We start from the raw sequence: 22012 nt of genomic DNA on the forward strand, positions 1-22012 counted from the left end.
CCGAAATTAGGTTTGTATTCTAGAAACATTTCAAGGTAACCATACCTTAATGTTATAACACAGCTAAGCAGGTAAAACTTAACCAAACAGTGGCTTGGAATAACCTGACTATCATAAAGTTCATCTATTTCACAGGAAAGCTGTTATCACTTTTAACCTTATCCGGTGTGTGCGGGTTCCCCATCACGACTTTAGATAACTTTTTATTAGTTGTTATATTTATTTTAACCTGTCGATCGCCTTTTTCCCATACGCCAATCGTACTGTGATTTTTTTCTATCGTACCGTCTTCAAAGGTTAGCGTCAAATCAATAGGCAAAGGCTTAACACTTTTATTTTCAACACTTATAGTATATCCACCTGAAGCTTTATCTACTGCTTTTATAGCTAGATCGGTCACCCCATCTTCAAAAAACCAAGCTTTCCAAAACCAGTTTAAATTTTTCCCGCTGCCCGCATTTATGCTGTTAAAGAAATCGTATGGCATCGGATGTTTGCCATTCCAGTTTTGGATGTAGGTGTGTAAAGCTTTCGTAAACAATTCATCGCCAAGATAATCCTTAACATATAAATAAGCCAAACCCGGTTTTGGATAAGAATTGGTGAAAGATCCTGATCCTTTCAAGTCAGGTGTTAAGGTCATTATAGGCGTATCATCCTTCCCGCCAGAAGACGAAGCGGTTGGCTGTACACCATATTCATCCACAATGGTAGAATCAATCATTGGTGATATGAGCCACTCACCAATAGTTGCCCAACCTTCATCCATCCAACCATATTTGGTCTCATTTATACCCATATAAAATGGGAACATGGTATGAAAAATCTCATGATCTGTTAAGGTTATGGCATCCGTACGATTATCAACCGGATTATCATTAACCATCATAGGGTATTCCATCTGATCTAAACCATCAAATATTGTTTCATGGTTGTACGGAAAAGGCCATTTCGGAAAAGTATAACTCATGGCTTCTACCGTTTTACGGGCAAAATCTATTACTTCATAATAATCTTTATGCTTTGGGTTAAATACCGCATCTACCCTTGTTCTTCTTTTTGTTTTAGGATCAACCACCAAACTGCTTGATTTCCATAAATAATGATCACTCAAAGCAAAAACAAAATCGGTCACATTTTTAGCTTCAAATTTAAAAGTATTAGAAGCTTTAGGTTGCGTTACTTTTTTATTGGCTAAATCTGCAACGGTGATTACATCAATTACAGCATCATTTTTTTCTGCAGTTAACATCCTGGAAACAATATCTTTCTGGAATACCTCCGAAGGGTTTTTCAAATCACCAGTTGCCCAAACGCCGTAACCACCTGGTACTTTAATGGAAGCATTAAACTGATCAAAATCGTTGTAAAATTCTTCGGCACCTGTATATGGGAACTTATTCCAGCCATCAATATCATCGTAAACAGCAATACGCGGAAAACAGTAAGCTACAAAGTACGAGCCTTCATCCACCTGTCCTGTACGCACATGTGATCCTTTATTTAAAGTATAACTATAATCAATAGAAAAATTAATGGTTTTGCCTGGTAAAATCGCAGGAACATTAACAGTCATATTTGTTCCATTAATTTTAAAATCAGTAACTGATTTTCCGTTCGCTGCTAATTTTTCTATAGCCACACCATCACCCAGGTCAGAGGCTGCCATTTTCGATTTTCGTGGCGTACCCTTTTTATATAAATTTGGATATAACTTAAACCAGATTTCCTTCAAAGTATCCGGGCTGTTATTGGTGTATGTTACCTGAACTTTTCCCTTTAACAATCTGCTGGCAGGATTAAAATCTACATTCAGATCGTATTTAGACGTGTTTTGCCAATAATTCTTCCCGGGTTTACCATTTGCATTTCTGGTTTCTTTTTGATAGGCCTTCTGAAAAACCGGTTCTATCGGTAGTGTAGTTTGTGCACTTGCATAAATTACAGCGCAAAATAACAGGCTAAATATTTTTATAGATTTCATTTTTTGAGCTTAGGGCTAAGTGCAATGCGCATAGCGTTTAACGTCAATTAAACATTTTAAACAATTAACCGGTTCACCAGTCAACTATTACTTGCCAAACTTCATTTTTAACTGCTCTAACATATCCGAATTGATTGGTTGAGCGGGCTTTTCTGGCTTCGGCTGAGGTTTCTGTTGATATTGAGGTTTATTTGCAGGTGTGTTATGCTGAGGTCGTGCCGGTCTGTTTTCATTTTTCTTTGCATTGAAATTTGCCCACTCCTCATCTAATTTCTTCTTTGTGTATAATGGGAAGTCGCCATTTTTCATCCAGGCATAATAACTCGGCTCTACCGAAAATACCTGCGCAGTAGTTTTCCCTTTGTGCTTGCCAAAGTTAAAACATACCTCATCAGTATCATTGTAAACCAAACGACCGGCAAAATCTACAGGTTTATTTATATTGGTAAAGATATGCAGTGCGTCCACATCATTTACAACCGGAATGCTCTTTACACCTTGTTTACTCTCAAACTCAGTTTCTTTATACATTTCCAACTGGCCGAGTAAAACTTTATAAGTAGCAATTACATCAGCCTCTGCAGCATGTGCATTAATTAAATCTTCCTGACAATAGAATTTATACGCTGCCTTTAGGGTACGTTGCTCCATTTGGTGAAATATATTCTGTACATCAACAAATTTGCGGTTGCTCATGTCGAAATCCACTTCAGCCCTTAAAAATTCTTCCAAAAGCATTGGGATGTCAAATTTATTCGAATTGTATCCTGCCAGGTCACTATCACCAATAAATTCAGCAATTTCTGCTGCTAAAGTTTTAAAGGTAGGCTCGTTAGCAATGTCTTCATCATAAATACCATGTATTAATGACGTTTGCAGAGGAATTGGCATTTCCGGATTTACGCGCCAGGTTTTAACAAGTTCAGAACCATCTGGCATAGCTTTTAAAACCGCTATTTCAACGATTCTGTCAGCTCCAACATTAACTCCGGTAGCTTCTAAATCGAAAAATGCTAAGGGGCGCTTTAAATTTAATTTCATTTCTTAAGATGTGAGATTGGCGACATTAGATTTGAATCGGAATGTCAAATTCTTTTTTTCAAAAGTGCTAAAAAGGTTTCATTAGTTCGGTAAAACGGCCTTATTAATTTATAAATTTAATTGTCAAATTATTTTAGAATATTGGTTGCTAAGATTAAATTGCGAAAATTTATATACGCTCAGATGAACAAGACATTAGCCCTGTTATCACTTCTATTTTTATCGTTAACCATTCATGCTCAAGATTTTAAATTCGGATCAATTACTTATGATGATTATGAATTCGACAGAAAGAAATTAGATAGTAATGCTAATGCGATCGTTTTAAAAGAATTCGGCACCGCATCTATACAAAGAGATGATATTACAGGAAGTTTGGAACTGATTTTTGAACACCATGTAAAAATTAAAATCTATAATAAAGAGGGCTTTAAAGAGGCTAATGTTGTAATTCCAACCTATAAAGATGAATCCCGCGAAGAAACGATCAGTGAATTAAAAGCTTCTACATTTAATTATGTAGACAATAACTTTGTAGAAACCATTATGGATAAAAAGGCTGTGTTCACTGAAAACAGGTCAAAATATACCAGACTCACCAAGTTTACACTCCCAAACCTTAAAGAGGGCGCCGTTATTGAATATAGTTATAGGTTAAAATCCCCCAACTTATTTAATTTCAGAACGTGGGAGTTTCAAAGCAATATTCCAAAGATAATTAGCGAGTATCTGGTTTTCATTCCGGGTATTTATAATTACAATGTATCCCTACGCGGTTTTCAAAAATTGACGGATCAAAAAGTTGAACTGAGCAAAGAATGTTTAAGGCTATCGGGCGTACCAATTGATTGTTCAAAAATCAATTACATGATGAAAAATATCCCGGCATTTATTGAGGAAGATAATATGACCGCGCCCAGCAACTTCAAATCAGCCATTTATTTTGAACTTTCTGATGTTCAGAATTTAAACGGCAGTAAAACTTCCTACACCAAAACCTGGAAAGATATTGATTATGAGCTGTCGTCTTATAAAACACTGGGCGATCAGATGAAACGGAAAGATGTTTTTAAAGACTTCATTCCAGAGATCACAAAAGGAAGTCTGACAGATTTAGACAAAGCAAAAGCCATTTATAATTATATCAAAAAACAGATCAAGTGGAATAATTACTATGGAAAATACGCAGAAGATAACATCAAAAGGGCACTGGAAAATAGATCGGGCAACGTAGCTGATATTAATCTGAGTTTAATTGCAGCACTTTCTGCCGCCGGTTTAGATGCAGAAGCCGTGATCCTTTCTACGCGTGATAATGGAACGGTAAACAAACTTTATCCGGTAATGAGCGATTTTAATTACCTGATTGCCAAAGTAAATATTGCAGATAAGAGTTATTTATTAGATGCTACAGAACCATTATTGCCTTTTGGTTTACTGCCGCTACGCTGCATAAACGACCAGGGAAGGGTAATCAATTTGAAAAAACCATCTTACTGGATCGATCTAACTGCCAGCCAGAGATCTACCACCAATTATGTAATGACTGGAAAGATGACGACTGATGGAAAAATTATTGGTACTTTAAATACCTATACCATGGGTTATGCGGCATATGGAAAGCGTAAAGAAATACTTAAATACAATTCTCCGGATGAGTATGTAGAGAAACTCGATGAGCGTTTAACCAGAATAAAAATACTGGATCATCAAATTTCGAACCTGGATAGCGTTGAAAATTCTTTGATAGAGAAATATGAAGTAGAGTTTACCATAAACGATGGTTCAAACAAAGATCAATTTTATTTTAGCCCGTTTTTTATCAATACCATTTCGAAAAACCCATTTAATTTAAACGAACGCACCTACCCTGTTGATTTGGGCGCAGCATCTGATGAGCGCATCACTGTTAATGTAGTTTTACCAGAAAAATACCAATTGCTGGAAAAACCGAAAGATATGGCTATTGCTTTGCCAAACGCCGGAGGAAAATATCTATTACAGACAAAGATGGAAGAAAACACCATTTCAATGAGTCAGATTTTACAGTTTAACAATGCTATTTATCAGCCGTATGAATACCTCTATTTAAAGGAATTTTACAGCAAAATCATCCAGAATCAAAAAACTGAGTTTTTATTAAAAAAGGCAAATTAAAATGAGATCCTTATTCGCCTGCCTCTCCTTGTTTCTAGTATCAGTTGCAGGCTTTGCTCAAGACAACTATGATGTTGATTTAATTCCATCAAACCTCCGTAACCGCGCCAATGCCTGTATCCGTAAAGAGGAAACAACTGTCGACATGCGCTCTCCCGATAACGTAATACTTAATGTCAAAAAAGCCATTACCGTTTTTAACCAAAATGGTGAAGATGAAGCCCGTTTGGTTATCTATTACGATAAAAACATTTCGATTAAAAGCATTAAGGGAGAGATTTACAATAGTGTAGGGAAACTGACCCAAAAATTTTCCCAAAATGATTTCTTAGACATGAGTGCCGCAGATGGGTTTTCACTTTTTATTGATAGCCGTGTTAAACACTATTTACCATCAATAAATGAATATCCTTACACGCTGGTTTACAATTATGAAGTTAGAAATAAACAAAACTTAATTATTCCTGATTGGACACCTAAACCGTCAGACGATGTTTCGGTAGAAAAAAGTACTTACACCTTTATCTGCAAGCCAACAGATCAGGTAAGAATTAAAGCCAAAAATTATAACGGAACACCGGAAGTTATAATGGCTGAAAAGCAGAAAAAGACGATTTGGACAGTGAATAACATACTGGCTGCAAGACCTGAATCCTACAGTCCGGCACGCGAAACTTACACCACCAACATACAGATTGCGCCACAAACTTTCTACTATTATAATCATAAAGGCAGTTATACCAATTGGAAGGAACTTGGCAAGTGGATTTACGACGACTTATTGGCTGAACGCAAAGCCTTGCCTCCTGCTACGATTGAGATGATTAAAGATCTGGTAAAAAACGAAAAAACAGAAAAAGATAAGGCCCGCAAAATTTACCAGTATTTACAAGATAAAACAAGGTACATCAGCGTTCAGATTGGCATTGGTGGTTTTCAGCCCATTGCCGCAAGCGAAGTAGACCGATTGGGTTATGGCGATTGCAAAGCTTTGGTCAATTACATGCAAAGTTTGCTTAATGCTGCCAATATAGCTTCTTATTATTGTGTGGTATCTGCTGGCTCTGAAAAGAAAAGCATGGATCCAACATATGCCAGTATGGATCAAGGTAATCATATCATCCTGTGTATGCCGTTAAAGGGCGATACCACGTGGCTGGAATGTACCAGCCAAAAAATCCCATTTGGTTTTTTGAGCGATTTCACAGATGACAGACTGGTGCTGGCCTGTACCGAAGAAGGTGGAAAATTATTGCATACACCAAAACTAACTACTGCTGAAAACTTACAGACACGTAAGGCTGAGTTAAAGATTCAACCAGACGGAAGTATCTCTGGCAAGATGAGTACGCTTTATGCTGGCTCACAGTATGAAAAGCAGGAAACACTGATTGGTAAACCGATAACAGCGCAACATAAGTTATTAAAAGAGACTTATAATATTGATAATATAGATTTTGAAACGGTTTCGTTCGCTCAACGTAAAGACATCAACCCTAAACTCATGGAGGATATAACCGTCAATATCAGAAGTTATGCACCAGTGAACGGGAATAAAATGTTTTTACAGCTTAATGCTTTTAACGTAAAACGTTCGATCCCGGAAATAAAAAACAGAACACTCCCTGTTTACATCAACCGTGGTTATACAGATGAGGACACCATTATTTACACCCTGCCTGATAATGTAAATTCGGAATTAATTATTGGGCAAAATAAAACTTTTAAAAGTGCATTTGGCGAATATGCCTGCAAAGCAAGTATAGAAGGAAATAAATTAACCTACTATCGGAAATTTATTTTAAACGATGGAACATTCCCCGCAGAAAAATATGCTGAATTTTCGAAATTTATAAACGACGTAAATGCAGCAGACTATTTAAAATTAGCCCTTAGCTTAAAAAAATAATCCCTAAACCAATACCGATAATCATAATCAGGTACATCAAAATTTCTGTGGTGGCAAATTTCTTGTATTTGGTCCAGAAGGAATAATTATTGTCGCTGTTTGGCATTTTTATTTACTTTATGCGACAAAAATAAGTAAATAGATTTAAGTAAAAAGATAATATTTCAGTCTGCCACCGATGTAAAAAGAAATACTTCAATACTAAATCGATTTTTTCATTCCTAAAAGCTATACAATTTTTCATCTAAAAGATAACGATTTAGTAAAACATCATGTATTTTTAGAAATACAAGTGAAATGTGAGCAATATTTAGACATCACTATCGTTTAAAAAAAACTAGATCAAATTAAACCAAACTGAATGAAGAATTACATCCTGGGCATTGCTACGATTTTTTTAGTGGGTATGAGCATTGTCGGAACAAGTTGGAAAGCGAAAGATCGTCTCCAAACACAACAAGATGCCATTAAAAATATAGCGGCAGACAGTCTGTACAATCAGTTCATTATCAATATTTACCACGAAATTCATTTAGATTCTGCGGGATTGAATGAACAGGTTTTCGAAAAGGCATTAACCGGATTTTATAACCTGAAGTATTCCGGTTTATTACATGCCAAATCGATTTTAACCATTGCTGATTTCGATCAGGAAAGCACCAAAAAACGCCTGTACATTATCGATTTGGCCAGTAAGAAGTTAATTTTAAATACCTGGGTGGCACATGGACAAAACAGCGGTGGCGATAAACCTTCATCATTCTCAAATAATATCAACTCAAACCAGAGCAGTTTAGGCTTTTATTTAACTGGCGAAATTTATTATGGCAAACATGGCCGTTCGCTTAAGTTAGATGGCATGGATCAAGGCTTTAACAGCAATGCCAGAGAAAGATCAATCGTGGTTCATGGCGCAAGTTATGTGAGCCAGAAAAGTATAGATGAATTGGGTAGATTGGGCAGAAGCCAGGGCTGCCCTGCTGTTCCGGCTAAACTGGCAGATCAGGTCATTAACACCATTTCAGATCGAACAGTGCTTTTTATCAATAACTCCGAACAGGTATATTACTCTTCTTTCTTAAACGAAACGCTCGCAGCAAGTGTAGCTTTAAACCAGCTGCAGGTTTTTGCATCCAAAATGGATTAATGATGTTTAATATTTTTTGCGTTTAGTTTTTTTGGCAAAATGCTAATGAAAAGTGATTGGCTGCCTGCCAGCAAATCCCATACCCAACGGTTGCTGTCAACCGATTTCTCTCCACAATCTACAACTTCGGCACGCTTAAGCAGTTTTTTAACCAAAGCCTGAATCCATTTTATCTTTATAATACGGTTGAAGTGCAAACCCAAATAATCACAGTATACATGTACCAGAATTTCTACAATGAGCGAGGCATTAGAAATAGCGAGCGCCTGGTTAAAATGCTGCTCATAATCAGCCTTGATCGCGTTTACCAAAAGCTCAAACCGTTTTAACCTAACAGCTGCTGTTCCTTCCAGATAAGCCCAAAGCTGTGCATCACTGTACACACGGATTAACTTTGGCTCTAGCCCAACTGTAATTTTATTTCCTTTCAGTTCGTAAATTTTATCCATTCATCAAAATAATTGCAGTGATTAGACGGAGATATTACTGAATTGTTAATCAATCCGATATAAAAACTGCCGATCTAAATGATGGACAAAGTTATCTGATAATTGTTTACCAAAAGATGCATCAGAAGGTATTGTGAGTAATTTTTTAAAGCTATTGCCGATATTTTAATCATCTTTGTGTTTGAAAAGACAAGCCCATTCATGAAGATTGTAATTGCAGAAAAGCCTTCTGTTGGTCGCGAACTTGCTAAAGTTTTTGGCGCAACCACCAGAAAAGATGGATACATTGAAGGTAAAGGATATTCTTTTACCTGGGCATTCGGGCATTTATTACAATTGGCACCTCCTCAGGATTATGGTTTTATTGGTTGGAGGAAGCAACATTTACCCATGCTTCCGCAAAAGTTTAAACTAGCCGTTAGAAAAATTAAAACAAAAGATGGTTTTGTAGAAGATCCGGCGGTACGGAAACAATTAGACACCATCAAAAAACTTTTTGATGAGGCCAGTGAAATCATAGTGGCAACGGATGCGGGGCGTGAGGGTGAATTGATTTTCCGGTATATTTATTATTACCTGAAATGTAAAAAACCTTTCAAACGGCTCTGGATCTCCTCACAAACAGATGAGGCCATAAAAGACGGGTTCAGGAATTTAAAACCGGGAACAGACTACGATACTTTATTTAATTCGGCCCATTGCCGCTCAGAGTCTGACTGGCTGGTGGGAATGAACGCTACACAGGCACTGAGTATTTCTGCCGGCAATAGAACAGTTCTATCTTTAGGACGGGTACAAACGCCTACCCTGGCGATGATCTGTGCACGCTTTTTAGAGATTAAAAACTTCGTTCCTCAAACCTATTATCAGATCAGCATTTTACTGGCTAAAGATGAACAGGTTTTTAAAGCCATATCAACCTCGAACTATAAGGAAAAAGAAGAGGTAGAAAAGTTGTTTGCGCTGGTAGAAGACGTGGCCTCTGGCTTTCCAATGGGTGGAAACATTACTGCCGTAGAAGCCAAACCAAGAAAAGAACCACCTCCGCTATTACATGATCTGAGTAGTTTGCAGCAGGAAGCCAACAAGAAAAAAGGATATACTGCCGATCAAACCCTTAATATTCTACAGAACCTTTACGAGAGTAAATTGGTTTCTTACCCCCGTACCGGATCGCGCTATATTGGCGATGATGTTTTTGCTGGCGTTCCGGATCTGATTGCAAAATTCACCGAGCATGCGGATTTTGGAAAACAGGCACAATTCCTGCAAACCATTTCTTTAAATAAGCGAAGTGTTAATGCTAAAAAAGTAACCGATCACCATGCCGTTTTACCAACTGGCGAACAGGCTTACGGATTGAGTACGGATAAACAAGCCGTATACGATATGGTTGTTGGACGTATGATGGAGGCATTTCACCAGGAATGTATAAAGGAGTTAACCAAAATAACCATTCAATCAGGCGTTACCTTTGTCGCCAATGGAACAGTAATCCGTTCTGCAGGCTGGCGTGCAGTTTTTAACGACCCTGAGGATGATAAAAAGGACGAAGACAATGCTGCGTTGCCAAAGGTTGCTGTGGGTGAACAATTGCCGATTACCGAAAAATCCCTTTTAGAAAAGCAAACCAAGCCTAAGCCCATGTATAACGAAGCTTCATTATTAAAAGCGCTCGAAACTTGTGGTAAAGAGATTGAAGATGAGGAATTACGTTATGCCATGAAAGATAGTGGTTTGGGCACACCGGCAACACGGGCATCTATCATAGAAACTTTAATTACCAGAGAATATATAACCAGGGAAAAAAGGAATCTTGTGCCCACCAATAAAGGTTTGGCTGTTTACGAAGTAGTGAAAGACAAACAGATTGCCCAGGCTGAACTTACGGGTCAGTGGGAAAAAAGACTGGAAGAAATCCGTTCCGGTTCATCAGTAAAAGATTTTAAATCCGAAATTACGGAATATACCAAAACCATCACACACGAATTGTTAATTGCAGGTGCTAGTATATCCGGCAAGCTCGAAGAAAAAAAGAAACTGGAAAAGGTTTAGCCTACAGGTCCATAAATTCCCAGGCACTATGGTAGGCATTTAGTTCTTCTGTGTAGCGGATAAATTCAGCATAAAAGCTTGATTTCGATAAGGTAGCACTATCGCCAATCACCACCAGCTTTTTCCTTGCCCTGGTCATTGCCACATTCATTCTTCTTGTATCCGATAAAAAGCCTATAATTCCATCGCTGTTACTCCTCGTTAAGCTAATATAAACTACATCCCGTTCCTGTCCCTGAAAGCTATCAATGGTATTTACCGCAATTTTATTGCGATATGGAATCAAAAAATCATTTTCCTGAACCAGGGCATTTAATAGCTGAACCTGCTGTTTATATGGAGAAACAATCGCAACTGATGGAAAACTTTCCACTGAGATTTGATTTGCTAAACCAGTAACCAAATGCGTTAAATGTTTAACCAAAAATGATGCTTCCTCAGGATTGATGGTGCTTGTTCCGTCTAATTTCTCATCGTAACTACAGCCTGCCGTATCAATAAACTGGATCGGTTCATCACCAGTAAATAATAAACGATCTGCAACAGATTGATGGGCTGTTAAAGCATTTTTATAAAATACCTGAGATGAGTAACCCATAATAGCGGTGTTCATCCTATACTGTTCATTTAACAACACAACAGATTCTGGATGAAGATGTACTGCCTTTTCTAATAAAGTATTACTTAAGCCATTCCTGGCAGCCTCATTCGATTTGATGGTTGGCGAGAGCTGGAAATGGTCGCCAGCCAATATCACTTTCTGCGCCTTCAATATCGGTATCCAGCATGCTGGTTCCAAAGCCTGGCCAGCCTCATCAATCACAATGGTATTATACTTTAAATTCCGAACGGTATAATGGTTAGCCCCTACTAAAGTGGCGGTGATAATCTGTGCTTTGCCAAACAGATTATCTATAATGTACTGCTCCGTTTTTTCTACTTCTTTTCCAATTTTATGTGCTTCATCAAACAAGGCCTTGCGTTGTTCGCGTTCTGCTTTGCCAAAACTCCGCTTGTATTTGTGGGCCATGTTTTTATACTCACTGGCCTGTTTTTTTAAAGCTTTAATGGTTCTCATCTCCGGATGATCGGCCATTTGATGATCAAGCGTAGCTGCCAATAACTTTTCCGAAACTCTTGCAGGATTACCCACACGGATTACTTTTAGTCCTTCGGCGGCTAACTTTTCCGTCAGTAAATCAACAGCGGTATTACTTGGTGCTACCACCAGAATTTTTTGGTCGCTATGTTTAATCAATGATTTTATAGCATGCACCAAAGTCGTTGTTTTTCCGGTACCTGGCGGACCATGAACTACGGCCAGATGATCTGCTGCGATAATTTTATTTACCGCCAATTGCTGCGAGTCATTCAGCGTATTGGGAATAATAAATTTCTCCTCTCCACGAAAGGATGGCTTTTCGCCCGCGGTTAAAATGCGGATCAGTTTATTTTCTGATTCATTTTCGGCTAAATTTGAAGCTTGCTTAAGTGCATGTTGCATCTCGTCGTAGCTGTTATTATCAAAAAGTAAATCTACACCAAGTTTACCATCTCTTGTCCAATCTGGCAACTCATCTACGCGAAAACTGATTTTCATCCTGCTACCACTCTGATGATTGATAATTCCCTCCAGCCGATCTTCCTTGGCATCATGATTGGAAAATAACACCACAGCAGCACCAAAACGGAACTGATGAGAAAATTCCTGATGAGTAGTCCTTTCCAGCTCTACCGTTAAATAATCGCCGCGGCCTATTTCAGTATTTCTGATGGCAATAGGATACCATGTTAAACCCAAAGCCCTCCTATCGGCAGCCGAGGTGTTTTCAGTAAGTTTTAAGTATGATTGTAAATCTTCGTTCCGCTCGGTATCAAGCAGATCCTGAAGCTTTTTAAAATATTCTTTTGGCAAGGATAAGGGGTTAATGGGTTAATTGCTATATTGCTTGATAACGGAAAACTGCAAATTTTAAACTGCTTATTATAGAACCAGCTCCTGGTGTAACCTTAGTAAAGTCTCCTCGGCATCATCACAAAAGCCGGGATGCACTTTTGAGCATTGCACTACAGTACTTCTGGTGGCCGTAAGCCATCTAAAACGCGAAGCCTGGTCATATTGGCCAATGGGACCTGATCCTGCTGCAGCCGTACTTATTCTTTCAAAAGCACATAAATTTTCTTGTAGTTCATTTAGATCTATTTCTGCAGAAAAAGCCTTTATTCTTTTCTCATCCAGCGCAAAAATACTTCTCAAAAACTTTTGCCGGGCACAAAATAAAATGATGCCCACATTCATAAATTCCTCGCGTTCTACCCTTGGCATCACGCGGATGACAGCGTACTCAAATAAGAATTTCCCTTGCATGCTGTGCTTCATTTAAAAATATAGTAGAATGCGCTAACCTGGTCGAAAGGAAATGTTTATAGGCATTGCGATGGGCTGCTTTGCTCTCAAAGTTCGTTTCCCCTTCCAGCCAGTCATCAGGAATCAGGTCAATTACCGCGGCTATCTTTTCAGGATTAAGTAATTTACTAAATTCTTCATTTACGATTTCCAATTCAGAGGCCCATGGCAATAATACATGGTCTTTCACCAAAGAGAAAGGTTTAATGGCCTGTTCTTCCCAATTTTGCCAGGTATGGTGAAAATACAATGCAGCACCATGGTCTATTAACCAAAGTTCTTTATGCCACAGCAGCATATTGGTATTGCGGCAGGTGCGGTCCATATTGGTTAAAAAACAATCAAGCCATACAATTTGCGAGGCGAGTTTGGCATCCACAGTAGTTACTGTTGGATCGAATGTAATTGCTCCCGATAAATAGTGTAATGCCAAATTTAACCCTACACTGGCTTTTAGCAAGTCCTGAATTTCTTCGTCGGGCTCTGTTCTCCCAAAAGCTTCATCCAAATTGGCAAAAACCAGTTCAGGTACGCGCAATCCCAGGTAGCGGGCAATTTCTCCGCCAATCAATTCGGCAATTAAAGCCCGGGTGCCCTGTCCTGCTCCTCTAAATTTCAGTACATATAAAAAGTTATCATCAGCCTCTGCAATGGCGGGCATAGAGCCACCTTCGCGCAAAGGCGTAACGTATCTGGTTACATTTACCGTTCTCAGTTGTAAATCGTTCATATTTGAAGATAGAATAGCCATTTTATTTATTCAGGCGCAATTCTAAACTTGATGCAAATTTAGCAGATTTACAACAATAAATTGGTCAAAGTTTAGCCGGAAAGATTTTGATTGAATATAATGATTAATATTCTTTTAGATATTATAAGAAGAATAGAAAGGTAATCTGTGAATCTATAACGGTTTCTATTAAATTAAGGAATCTTATTTTAAGCTATAATTATACTTGCCATTGGCGATAATAACTAAATAATGTCGCCATTGCGTGGAGTAAAGACAAAGCCTGCCTGCAACAGACAGGCGATATTTCCTGCCTGACATACATTCAATTAAGATTGGTTCGCCGGTTGAAAAAACCTTCTCGCAATGACGATTTCTTGAAAAACCAAAGGGCCTTTAATTCAACTCTTCATAATTAAATCTTTTTATATATGGATAACTACTAATAGGTGTGCAAAGCTCAGTCATCTAATTATTGTAACCCATATTAATCGTGCCCCAGATAGGCAATGCCTGCAGGCGTTATCGCAGCTGACCATTGCACCGATTCGCGGTTAATTTTAATCAGGCCCATGCTTTCTAATTCTTCATACTCCTCTTCCATCCCGCCTAAAACCGAAGAACTCACCTGTTGATTGATTACCTCAAGTAGAGATATGATTTCTGATCTTTCCATAACATTAATGAATTAGCTATAGTTTAGTTAACATAAATATACTTAAAATGTTTATTGGTTAATAAACATTTTCAAGGGATTAAGGTTGTATTGATACCCCAATTCAATTACGATGGAAACACACCTTTATTACCTTTTTTTTATGGCCTTGCCCGTAGCCTGTATCGCCTGGACAGTTACCAAGGAAGAGATCTTCAGAGAAGCACGTGAATTTTGTGTAGACCGTTCTAAAAACTGCAATAAGTTGGTAAAAAGGAAGTTTTTTTATGTGTTTACATGCGAATACTGCTTTAGTCACTACGTAACGCTGATTTTGCTTTTTATTACCAAATTCACTTTAATTTATCCAGACTGGCGCGGCTATATCATTTCCTTTTTTTCGATAGTATGGGTAGCCAATGTTTACATGAGTTTATATAACATTATCCGTATTGATCTGAAAAAAGAAAAAATCAAAGTTCAGAAAGAAGAATCAGCACTTAAAAATGATTGAAACCAATCGTAATGGTTGCTGTTCTATAAAGATAATCTGCTTTTATGCCATCATCAGTAATCAAATATTTCAGTTATGATGAAGCTACAAAAACATTAAAAATCATTTTTGTAACCAACATGGTTTATCTGTACCAAAATGTTCCCGTAAAGGTTTATAAGATGTTAAAAGCATCCGGATCAAAAGGGCGATATTTTAACAGCAACATTAAGGATAAATTTAAATTCCAGAAAACAGAGGAAGAATAATATGCCCGAAGGTCCGTCAATCGTAATATTAAAAGATTTAATCAGGGAACTCCATCTGGGTAAGCCAGAGGTGCTTGAAGTTACAGGTAATGCAAAAAATTTTGATAAGGATAGATTGCTCCATCAAAAGGTTGAAGGTTTTAAGAGCTGGGGAAAACATTTTCTGATCTGTTTTAACGATTTCACTGTCCGGATCCATTTTATGCTGTTTGGCAGCTATCTAATTAATGGACGAAAAAAAACACCCGTAAAACTGGGACTTATCTTTAAAAAAGATGAATTAAATTTCTACACCTGCAAAGTAGACCTATTGGAAGGAAATGTTAAGGAACATTATAGCTGGGAAAACGATGTGATGGCTGACGAGTGGAGTAGCAGTGCGGCGATTAAAAAGTTAAAAGAAAAACCAAATGCACTGGTTTGCGACGTATTACTTGATCAGCAAATTTTTAGTGGAGTGGGCAACATTATTAAAAATGAAGTTTTATATCGTACCCGTATACATCCCTTAAACAAAATTGAGGATTTACCACCTGCAAAATTGAAGGCATTGGTTAAGGAAGCCAGGAATTATAGTTTCGATTTTTTGAAATGGAAAAAGGACAATACCTTAAGTAAACATTGGGAAGTATATAGCAAAAAAGAATGCCCTCTCCAGCATAAAATAGACAAAAGGGAGCTGGGCAAAACACACCGCCAGACTTATTTTTGCGAGAAATGCCAGAAAACTGTTAAATGAAATGAAAATGTCTCGGAATGAAGTATTAAGTAATTAACTATAAATAACTAACTACTAATAGTTTAACCTATATAATGGTTGCACTAACTATAATCTTAAAGTAAAAGAGATGTTTTATTCAAATAAAATATTTGGATTTTTATAAACTAGCCCTATATTTGTACCCGAGAGCGTTAATTTAGATACGGGTATATGGCTTAGGCTATATGCCCGTTTTTTGTTTGGCTGTTGATGCGTGTGCGATTACCTCATCCAAACAGATTCTTAACCATGGTGTATAGGCACTTGGATTCACCGCGATATCCTTTTTCAGAGTATCTAAATCTACATATTTAAAAGACTCCACTTCTTCTTTGTTGATAACCGGAAATTCATCACTCATACCAAAATAAACGTGGTCTATTTCATGTTCAGTTAAGCCGTTTTCAAATGATGCCTTATAGGTAAATTTAAACAGAAAGTTTAATTCACAATCCATACCCATTTCTTCCATCAACCTTCTTGTAGCGGCATGGGTATTACTTTCACCGATCCGAGGATGGCTACAACAGGTATTCGTCCATAAGCCTCTCGAATGATACTTGCTCATCGCCCTTTGCTGCAGCAACAATTCGCGTTTAGAATTAAAAATAAAAACAGAAAAGGCACGGTGTAATAAACCTTTTTCGTGTGCTTCCATTTTATCCATCTGCCCTTTCGGCACATCATTCACATCAACCAGAATAACTTGCTCTTCCATTTAAATTACATTTAACTTATTACGGATAATCGAGTCGAACATCAAACCCACTTTATGGGTATTCGAAATCCTGATCCGTTCGGTCATGATCTTTTCGGCGCTTAAACGCTTTATTTTCGTGAATAATTTTTTATAATAGATGTAAGACAAATATACGCCGTTTCTTGATGTAGCCGGCAGCAGCTTAATACCGGTTAATGCCATAGCAAATTCGTCCTCAATCTCTTTTTCTATTTCTCTTTTTTGTCGATCGCAGAATAAGGCCAGATTAACATTGGGAAAATAATTTCGGCTAAGTGTTTGGTGATCGGCTTTAACATCCCTTAAAAAATTAACCTTTTGAAATGCAGATCCCAATTTCATGGCATAAGGTTTCAGATACTCGTAATCTACATCGCCTCCATGGGTAAAAACTTTTAAGCACATCAATCCTACTACCTCAGCCGAGCCCAAAATGTAATCGTTATAAAGTTCTGGTGTATATTCTTGTGTAGAAAGATCCATTTCCATGCTTCTCAGAAAAAGAACAATCAATTCTTCCTTAATCTGGTATTGATTAACAACCTTTTGAAATGAATTTAAAATAGGATTCAGGCTAATGCCGAGGTTAATGGCCTCAAAAGTATCTTCCTTAAACTTTGCCAGTAAAAATTTTTTGTCATATTGATGGAAGCTATCTACAATTTCATCTGCCAAACGCACAAAGCCGTAAATAGCATGTATGGGTTGACGTATTTCTTTACCGAGAAAATAAATACCATAAGAAAAGCTGGTGCTATATAACTTAGTGGTAAGGCGGCTACAATGGCCAGATAATTGATCAAAGAGTTCTTTCATGTATGAAGAGGTGATTCTATAGTTTTTTCAAATTCATCGAGCGTGCCAATCCAGTGGATGTGATCGATATGGTTCAGCTTACCAATAACGTCACTATTACCAGCAAGATGAATTTTTGCGGTTGAGCATATTTCAGACAATTCGTCTATGTAATGTTGTGCTGCAGGTACCAGTCGGGATTTGATCATAAAAAGCATAATATGGTCTACCTTTAAGGTTGAAAATATGCGCTTAATCGAATCCAGTGGGACTTTGCTGCCTAGAAAAATAACATGGTGATGTTGCATCCTCAGCATATAGCTGGCAAAAAGCAACCCGATATCGTGATCCTCGTCTTCAGGTAAAAAAAGCAGCCATTTCTGACCAGAATGCGCTGCTAAGGGAAGATTATTGATATGGGTAAATATTTTCTGGCGAATGAGATTGGATAAAAAATGCTCATGTGCAGGGCAGATATCGTCTTTTCTCCACATTAATCCCAGGCGTAACAACAATGGATAAATAATTTTCCGGTAACAGTCAGCTAGACCGAATTGCTCAATACTCTTATCAATTAACTGGTTAAAAGATTGCTCATTAAAAGCCAGTCCATATCTGATCAATTCACCTACGTAATAATCATCATTCTTATCCTCAGAAGAATAATAAAACTGTTGATCGAGAAGTTCATCAATTTCGCTATCAGAAAGGCTGCAGATTTTAGAAATTTTTAACCCACTTTTATTTAAACTTACAATATTTAACAGTTTTCTAAGCTGCTGATCATCATATAACCTTGTATTTCCCTGAGATCGCAACGGACTCAACGCATGGTAACGTTGCTCCCAGATCCTGATGGTGTGAGAATGGATGCCCGAAAGCTGCTCAAGATCTGCGATGGAGTAAGTCATCATTATTTTGTTTAAATATATCTAATAAAAAGTTAAACAAAAAGAAGAAGGAAAAGTTTTTTTTAGGAATGTACAACGAATTTAGCTTAATCATCAGTTTTATTTGCTCAGGTAAGCTGAAACGCCAGAACGAAAAATAAATGTTTATAATAGAATAACCCCCCAAAGACCGGAAGACTAAGGAATAATAGATTAAAATATCTTTTCAGTAAGCAACACTCCTCTTTCGCCATTACCGGTTTCTATAGTGTGCACATTTTTGTAAGAATGACTTAAGAAATCGTAGCCATGCTCTCTTTGATTAATTGCTACCGTGCTTAACGGATAATTTAAGTTGGTTTGCATACATAGCAAACTACCATTCGCCAGCAGGAGAAAATCGCAATCGTAACCCTGTTCCTGAAGTTCAATAACCTTTTTTGTAATGGACACATTTAATCTGTTCGTCGTGCTGATGCTGTTTTTCATGGGAATATGTTTTAGATAATCAGGTATAATTATTCTGCATATTAAATTTAGGCTATTAATCAATAGTATCCAAACTATAATATATTATTATTCAATTAATTAAGTATTTTTTCTGATAGTTTTCTACGCTATGATGTTTTTTTCGTGAAACATATGCATCATAAAAAGAATCCCTTTAAAATAGAAAACGTAAAGTTTAAAACTAATTGCGGTATAATCATCCCCTATATTAACCAGTAAAATACCCTATACCGTTTCAGACACCTGCATAGAACGCTTTACAAATTTTTAGAGAACAATTTGTTACATGGAAAATCTCTCCAACGTAACATTTCTAGTTATTAGCAGTTTCTTCTCTATATTTTGACGTAGAATCGAAACATTACTGCCAAAACATTGTATTAGGATAATCTATTTATTAATAATTGATTGATCTGTTTTGAAAAGAGTGTTGGTTGTGGATGATGATCCAGATGTATTAGAAGTTTTCCAGGAAGTATTAGAAACTGAACATTATAAAGTTTACCCATTACTTTCGCCGAGGTATATTTTTAAAACCATTAAAGATTTTAGACCCGATTTGATTATTCTGGACATTATGTTGAATGGAATGGATGGGCGTGCTGTGTTTAAAGAGTTGAGACAGAATACGGAAACAGCAGGCATACCCATTATCATGGCATCAGCGAGGTATGATGAAAATTACATCGCATCTCAAAAATACCATCCAGACGATTATTTGGAGAAGCCCTTCAACATTGCAGATTTGCTCCGAAAAGTAGGTGCATTAATGGAAAACTAAAAAATCAGATATGAAACTAAAATTATTTACCCCCCTTTTACTGCTGTTTATACTGGCATCAACCAAAATAATAGCACAAAAAAGGCCCGACAAACTCTACTCTATGAGTGGAATTGGATTTGCATTCCCCATGGGCGAAACGTCAGACTATTTCAAGCCCAAATTTTCAACATCATTAGGTTTAAATTTAGGTTTGGGCGATGGCGGTTTATTTCTTTATCCAAAAGTAAGTTTACATGCTTTCACTTTTAACCAAATTACGCCTGATGCAGGATATACTTATACCCTGCAAAAAGGAAGAGCTACCACCTATTTGTTAAATGTAGCATTAGGTTATCGTAAAATTGTAAACAAATGGGCGTTTTATGGTTTCGCAGGTGCTGGTGGAGGATTCATCCTTACCCCTCAAGTCGCGGTTAATTCATCAAGTTTACAGGTTATACAGGAAAATAAATCTAATGGTTTAGGTATTGCCGAAGGTGGTGCCGGTATTGAATACAATATTGGTGGCGCTAATTTGTTTGTTGAAGCCAGTTACATGTATGGTTTTAGTAAAATTCAAAACAGGACTTTTAATACGGTGCCTATATCTGTGGGTATTAAACCTAATTTAAGTAAGCTGCTTAATAAACTTAAATAGCCATTACATACCCATTATGGGAGCGGTTACGTTTAAATACGTAACCGCTTTTTTTATGCTAAAGAAATAATCAAAATAATTGCCATACTAATTATTTTAGCATAAATTTGTAATTCAAATTATTTTTAATGTTATACGCAGTTGTAGATATCGAAACCACTGGTGGTCATGCCTCAGCAAATGGTATTACCGAAGTGGCCATTAATATTCATGATGGCAACGAAATCGTTGAATCTTATACTACGCTGATTAATCCTAAGCAGCCTATACCCGTTTACATTACGGCGCTTACTGGCATTGATGATCAGATGCTGATGAACGCACCAACATTTGATGATGTCGCTTTACAAATTTATCAACTCTTAAACGATAAAGTTTTTGTAGCACACAATGTAAACTTTGATTATTCTTTTTTAAAGCATCATTTAGCAGCTTCAGGCTACGATTTACAATGCAAAAAGTTGTGTACAGTAAGATTGAGCAGAAAGCTGATTCCGGGTAAATCTTCTTATAGTTTAGGCAAGCTTTGTACAGCCCTGCAGATACCGATTCAAAACCGGCATAGGGCCGCGGGAGATGCAGATGCAACCAGTATATTGTTCAACTTATTACTGGAATACGATCAGGAAGGTATAATAGCAGAAATGCTGAAGAAAACATCGAAAGAGCAGGTTTTACCCCCTCATTTAGATAAAGCTTCCATTTTGAGATTGCCAGATAGGCCTGGAGTATATTATTTTAAAGATAGTAAAGGCAAAATCATTTACGTTGGGAAGGCTAAAAACCTGAAAAAACGCGTAACCAGCCATTTTACCGGTAATACACCGAACCGACAACGCCAGGATTTTTTACGTACCATCCATCATGTAGACCATGTAATTTGTGGTACCGAGCTAATGGCGCTGATTTTAGAAGCGAATGAAATTAAACGTCTCTGGCCTGAAAACAACCGGGCGATGAAACGTTACGAGCATAAATATGATTTATACGTATTTGAAGATCAAAACGGCTATTTGCGCTTAGCGATAGATAAACATAAAAAGAACAATAACGCCCTGCAAAGTTTTAACAGTTTACTGGAGGGGTACAATTTTTTAAATCAATTAATAACTAAATATCAGCTTTGTGCAAAGCTTTGTTATTTACAAAAAACCGCGACCAAATGTTATGCGCACGAGAATGGTCAATGTTTTGGTGCATGCAGTGGAATAGAAACTGTAGCCGTTTACAATAAAAAGCTCAATGCGGCATTAACTGATGTTCAAAACCAGCAACCAAGTTTTGCATTGGTGGATGAGGGCAGAAAAGAACACGAATTTAGCTGTTTAGTAGTAGAAAACGGGAAATTTTATGGGATGGGTTATTTTACAGATAAAAATTATCTATCGGATGGATTGGCAACAGTTAAAAATGATCTGTCCACCTATCAGTCTAATAGTTATATTTTAAATTTAATACTCAATTACGCTGAACAATACCCGCAGAAATTGTATAAATTATAATGAATTGCCTTAAAATTCTATTTGAAAGGTAGTCATTACCTACTGGCATACGGTGTAGATACATCTTTAAGCACAATTAAGCCGCTATGCTAGTTGGTT

Annotated in this window: 21 protein-coding genes; 10 read left to right on the forward strand and 11 right to left on the reverse strand. The window is 37.2% G+C overall.

Going from position 1 to position 22012, the window contains the following annotated elements; translation table 11 throughout:
* Nucleotides 1-124 precede the first annotated feature (124 nt).
* Together BLR60_RS03005 and BLR60_RS03010 are read right to left on the reverse strand one after the other, a co-directional pair.
* Nucleotides 125-1984: a M1 family metallopeptidase gene (locus BLR60_RS03005; protein ID WP_090496576.1), complete on the reverse strand. Its 1860-nt coding sequence runs from the start codon at nucleotides 1982-1984 to the stop codon at nucleotides 125-127.
* A gap of 87 nt (nucleotides 1985-2071) precedes the next feature.
* Nucleotides 2072-3025, reverse strand: a complete 954-nt coding sequence (locus BLR60_RS03010) for a 3'-5' exonuclease (protein WP_090496578.1) — start codon at nucleotides 3023-3025, stop codon at nucleotides 2072-2074.
* A gap of 183 nt (nucleotides 3026-3208) precedes the next feature.
* Between BLR60_RS03010 and BLR60_RS03015 the strand changes: the two genes are divergently transcribed.
* The 3 genes from BLR60_RS03015 to BLR60_RS03025 all read left to right on the forward strand — a co-directional run bounded on the left by BLR60_RS03015 (nucleotide 3209) and on the right by BLR60_RS03025 (nucleotide 8238).
* Nucleotides 3209-5182 (forward strand): transglutaminase family protein, encoded by a 1974-nt coding sequence (locus BLR60_RS03015; protein WP_090496580.1) that lies wholly within the window; start codon nucleotides 3209-3211, stop codon nucleotides 5180-5182.
* 1 nt (nucleotide 5183) lies between these two features.
* Entirely contained in the window at nucleotides 5184-7091 is a 1908-nt protein-coding gene (locus tag BLR60_RS03020) for a DUF3857 domain-containing transglutaminase family protein (protein ID WP_244155574.1), read from the forward strand.
* A 361-nt stretch (nucleotides 7092-7452) separates the two neighbouring features.
* The gene (locus BLR60_RS03025; RefSeq protein ID WP_090496583.1) at nucleotides 7453-8238 is read left to right on the forward strand and encodes a murein L,D-transpeptidase catalytic domain family protein; all 786 of its coding nucleotides are present in this window, start codon (nucleotides 7453-7455) and stop codon (nucleotides 8236-8238) included.
* Here BLR60_RS03025 and BLR60_RS03030 read toward each other — a convergent pair.
* Nucleotides 8235-8687 carry a hypothetical protein gene (locus BLR60_RS03030; RefSeq protein WP_090496585.1) on the reverse strand — a complete coding sequence of 151 codons (453 nt, stop codon included), beginning with the start codon at nucleotides 8685-8687 and terminating at the stop codon, nucleotides 8235-8237. The two genes, BLR60_RS03025 and BLR60_RS03030, sit on opposite strands and share 4 nt — an antisense overlap.
* A gap of 201 nt (nucleotides 8688-8888) precedes the next feature.
* Between BLR60_RS03030 and BLR60_RS03035 the strand changes: the two genes are divergently transcribed.
* A complete protein-coding gene (locus BLR60_RS03035) occupies nucleotides 8889-10742 on the forward strand; it encodes a DNA topoisomerase 3 (RefSeq protein WP_090496587.1) in 1854 nt (617 codons plus the stop codon).
* Nucleotide 10743: 1 nt separating this feature from the next.
* On the opposite strand, the gene BLR60_RS03040 is transcribed toward BLR60_RS03035, so the two are convergent.
* The 4 genes from BLR60_RS03040 to BLR60_RS03055 all read right to left on the reverse strand — a co-directional run bounded on the left by BLR60_RS03040 (nucleotide 10744) and on the right by BLR60_RS03055 (nucleotide 14555).
* Entirely contained in the window at nucleotides 10744-12657 is a 1914-nt protein-coding gene (locus BLR60_RS03040; RefSeq protein ID WP_090496589.1) for an AAA domain-containing protein, read from the reverse strand.
* Nucleotides 12658-12726: 69 nt separating this feature from the next.
* The gene (locus BLR60_RS03045; RefSeq protein ID WP_090496591.1) at nucleotides 12727-13110 is read right to left on the reverse strand and encodes a DUF3037 domain-containing protein; all 384 of its coding nucleotides are present in this window, start codon (nucleotides 13108-13110) and stop codon (nucleotides 12727-12729) included.
* Complete coding sequence (locus BLR60_RS03050; protein WP_090496726.1) at nucleotides 13088-13879, reverse strand: HipA family kinase; 792 nt, start codon at nucleotides 13877-13879, stop codon at nucleotides 13088-13090. Before BLR60_RS03050 ends, BLR60_RS03045 begins: the two co-directional genes overlap by 23 nt.
* 487 nt (nucleotides 13880-14366) lie before the next feature.
* A complete protein-coding gene (locus BLR60_RS03055; RefSeq protein WP_090496593.1) occupies nucleotides 14367-14555 on the reverse strand; it encodes a hypothetical protein in 189 nt (62 codons plus the stop codon).
* 112 nt (nucleotides 14556-14667) lie between these two features.
* On the opposite strand from BLR60_RS03055, the gene BLR60_RS03060 reads away from it, so the two are divergent.
* From BLR60_RS03060 to BLR60_RS03070, 3 genes are read left to right on the forward strand one after another with little or no spacing between them, the layout of a single operon-like run.
* The gene (locus tag BLR60_RS03060) at nucleotides 14668-15048 is read left to right on the forward strand and encodes a hypothetical protein (RefSeq protein WP_090496596.1); all 381 of its coding nucleotides are present in this window, start codon (nucleotides 14668-14670) and stop codon (nucleotides 15046-15048) included.
* Between the two features lie 44 nt (nucleotides 15049-15092).
* Nucleotides 15093-15296, forward strand: a complete 204-nt coding sequence (locus BLR60_RS03065; protein WP_090496598.1) for a KTSC domain-containing protein — start codon at nucleotides 15093-15095, stop codon at nucleotides 15294-15296.
* Between the two features lies 1 nt (nucleotide 15297).
* Complete coding sequence (locus BLR60_RS03070; protein ID WP_090496600.1) at nucleotides 15298-16035, forward strand: DNA-formamidopyrimidine glycosylase family protein; 738 nt, start codon at nucleotides 15298-15300, stop codon at nucleotides 16033-16035.
* A gap of 202 nt (nucleotides 16036-16237) precedes the next feature.
* Here the strand turns inward: BLR60_RS03070 and idi are convergent, their stop codons facing one another.
* The 4 genes from idi to BLR60_RS03090 form a co-directional block, all read right to left on the reverse strand.
* On the reverse strand, nucleotides 16238-16774 hold the full coding sequence (gene idi / locus BLR60_RS03075; RefSeq protein WP_090496603.1) for an isopentenyl-diphosphate Delta-isomerase: 537 nt from the start codon (nucleotides 16772-16774) through the stop codon (nucleotides 16238-16240).
* Nucleotides 16775-17611 carry a phytoene/squalene synthase family protein gene (locus tag BLR60_RS03080; RefSeq protein WP_090496605.1) on the reverse strand — a complete coding sequence of 279 codons (837 nt, stop codon included), beginning with the start codon at nucleotides 17609-17611 and terminating at the stop codon, nucleotides 16775-16777.
* The gene (locus BLR60_RS03085; RefSeq protein WP_244155575.1) at nucleotides 17608-18504 is read right to left on the reverse strand and encodes a MerR family transcriptional regulator; all 897 of its coding nucleotides are present in this window, start codon (nucleotides 18502-18504) and stop codon (nucleotides 17608-17610) included. The genes BLR60_RS03080 and BLR60_RS03085 overlap by 4 nt, the downstream gene beginning before the upstream one ends.
* 189 nt (nucleotides 18505-18693) lie before the next feature.
* Nucleotides 18694-18969, reverse strand: a complete 276-nt coding sequence (locus BLR60_RS03090; RefSeq protein WP_090496610.1) for a hypothetical protein — start codon at nucleotides 18967-18969, stop codon at nucleotides 18694-18696.
* A 448-nt stretch (nucleotides 18970-19417) separates the two neighbouring features.
* On the opposite strand from BLR60_RS03090, the gene BLR60_RS03095 reads away from it, so the two are divergent.
* The 3 genes from BLR60_RS03095 (at nucleotide 19418) to BLR60_RS03105 (ending at nucleotide 21913) form a co-directional block, all read left to right on the forward strand.
* Nucleotides 19418-19771 carry a response regulator gene (locus tag BLR60_RS03095; RefSeq protein WP_244155578.1) on the forward strand — a complete coding sequence of 118 codons (354 nt, stop codon included), beginning with the start codon at nucleotides 19418-19420 and terminating at the stop codon, nucleotides 19769-19771.
* Nucleotides 19772-19781: 10 nt separating this feature from the next.
* Complete coding sequence (locus BLR60_RS03100) at nucleotides 19782-20411, forward strand: hypothetical protein (protein WP_090496614.1); 630 nt, start codon at nucleotides 19782-19784, stop codon at nucleotides 20409-20411.
* A 128-nt stretch (nucleotides 20412-20539) separates the two neighbouring features.
* On the forward strand, nucleotides 20540-21913 hold the full coding sequence (locus tag BLR60_RS03105; RefSeq protein ID WP_090496616.1) for an exonuclease domain-containing protein: 1374 nt from the start codon (nucleotides 20540-20542) through the stop codon (nucleotides 21911-21913).
* Nucleotides 21914-22012 lie beyond the last annotated feature (99 nt).

The sequence above is a fragment of the Pedobacter terrae genome (genome assembly GCF_900100705.1).
Lineage (GTDB): Bacteria > Bacteroidota > Bacteroidia > Sphingobacteriales > Sphingobacteriaceae > Pedobacter > Pedobacter terrae.

Bases quoted from the DNA above. Each gene is read 5' to 3' on its own strand.
- BLR60_RS03005 (WP_090496576.1), bottom strand. From the start codon at position 1,984: ATGAAATCTATAAAAATATTTAGCCTGTTATTTTGCGCTGTAATTTAT.
- BLR60_RS03010 (WP_090496578.1), bottom strand. From the start codon at position 3,025: ATGAAATTAAATTTAAAGCGCCCCTTAGCATTTTTCGATTTAGAAGCT.
- BLR60_RS03015 (WP_090496580.1), top strand. From the start codon at position 3,209: ATGAACAAGACATTAGCCCTGTTATCACTTCTATTTTTATCGTTAACC.
- BLR60_RS03020 (WP_244155574.1), top strand. From the start codon at position 5,184: ATGAGATCCTTATTCGCCTGCCTCTCCTTGTTTCTAGTATCAGTTGCA.
- BLR60_RS03025 (WP_090496583.1), top strand. From the start codon at position 7,453: ATGAAGAATTACATCCTGGGCATTGCTACGATTTTTTTAGTGGGTATG.
- BLR60_RS03030 (WP_090496585.1), bottom strand. From the start codon at position 8,687: ATGGATAAAATTTACGAACTGAAAGGAAATAAAATTACAGTTGGGCTA.
- BLR60_RS03035 (WP_090496587.1), top strand. From the start codon at position 8,889: ATGAAGATTGTAATTGCAGAAAAGCCTTCTGTTGGTCGCGAACTTGCT.
- BLR60_RS03045 (WP_090496591.1), bottom strand. From the start codon at position 13,110: ATGCAAGGGAAATTCTTATTTGAGTACGCTGTCATCCGCGTGATGCCA.
- BLR60_RS03050 (WP_090496726.1), bottom strand. From the start codon at position 13,879: ATGAACGATTTACAACTGAGAACGGTAAATGTAACCAGATACGTTACG.
- BLR60_RS03055 (WP_090496593.1), bottom strand. From the start codon at position 14,555: ATGGAAAGATCAGAAATCATATCTCTACTTGAGGTAATCAATCAACAG.
- BLR60_RS03060 (WP_090496596.1), top strand. From the start codon at position 14,668: ATGGAAACACACCTTTATTACCTTTTTTTTATGGCCTTGCCCGTAGCC.
- BLR60_RS03065 (WP_090496598.1), top strand. From the start codon at position 15,093: ATGCCATCATCAGTAATCAAATATTTCAGTTATGATGAAGCTACAAAA.
- BLR60_RS03070 (WP_090496600.1), top strand. From the start codon at position 15,298: ATGCCCGAAGGTCCGTCAATCGTAATATTAAAAGATTTAATCAGGGAA.
- idi (WP_090496603.1), bottom strand. From the start codon at position 16,774: ATGGAAGAGCAAGTTATTCTGGTTGATGTGAATGATGTGCCGAAAGGG.
- BLR60_RS03080 (WP_090496605.1), bottom strand. From the start codon at position 17,611: ATGAAAGAACTCTTTGATCAATTATCTGGCCATTGTAGCCGCCTTACC.
- BLR60_RS03085 (WP_244155575.1), bottom strand. From the start codon at position 18,504: ATGATGACTTACTCCATCGCAGATCTTGAGCAGCTTTCGGGCATCCAT.
- BLR60_RS03090 (WP_090496610.1), bottom strand. From the start codon at position 18,969: ATGAAAAACAGCATCAGCACGACGAACAGATTAAATGTGTCCATTACA.
- BLR60_RS03100 (WP_090496614.1), top strand. From the start codon at position 19,782: ATGAAACTAAAATTATTTACCCCCCTTTTACTGCTGTTTATACTGGCA.
- BLR60_RS03105 (WP_090496616.1), top strand. From the start codon at position 20,540: ATGTTATACGCAGTTGTAGATATCGAAACCACTGGTGGTCATGCCTCA.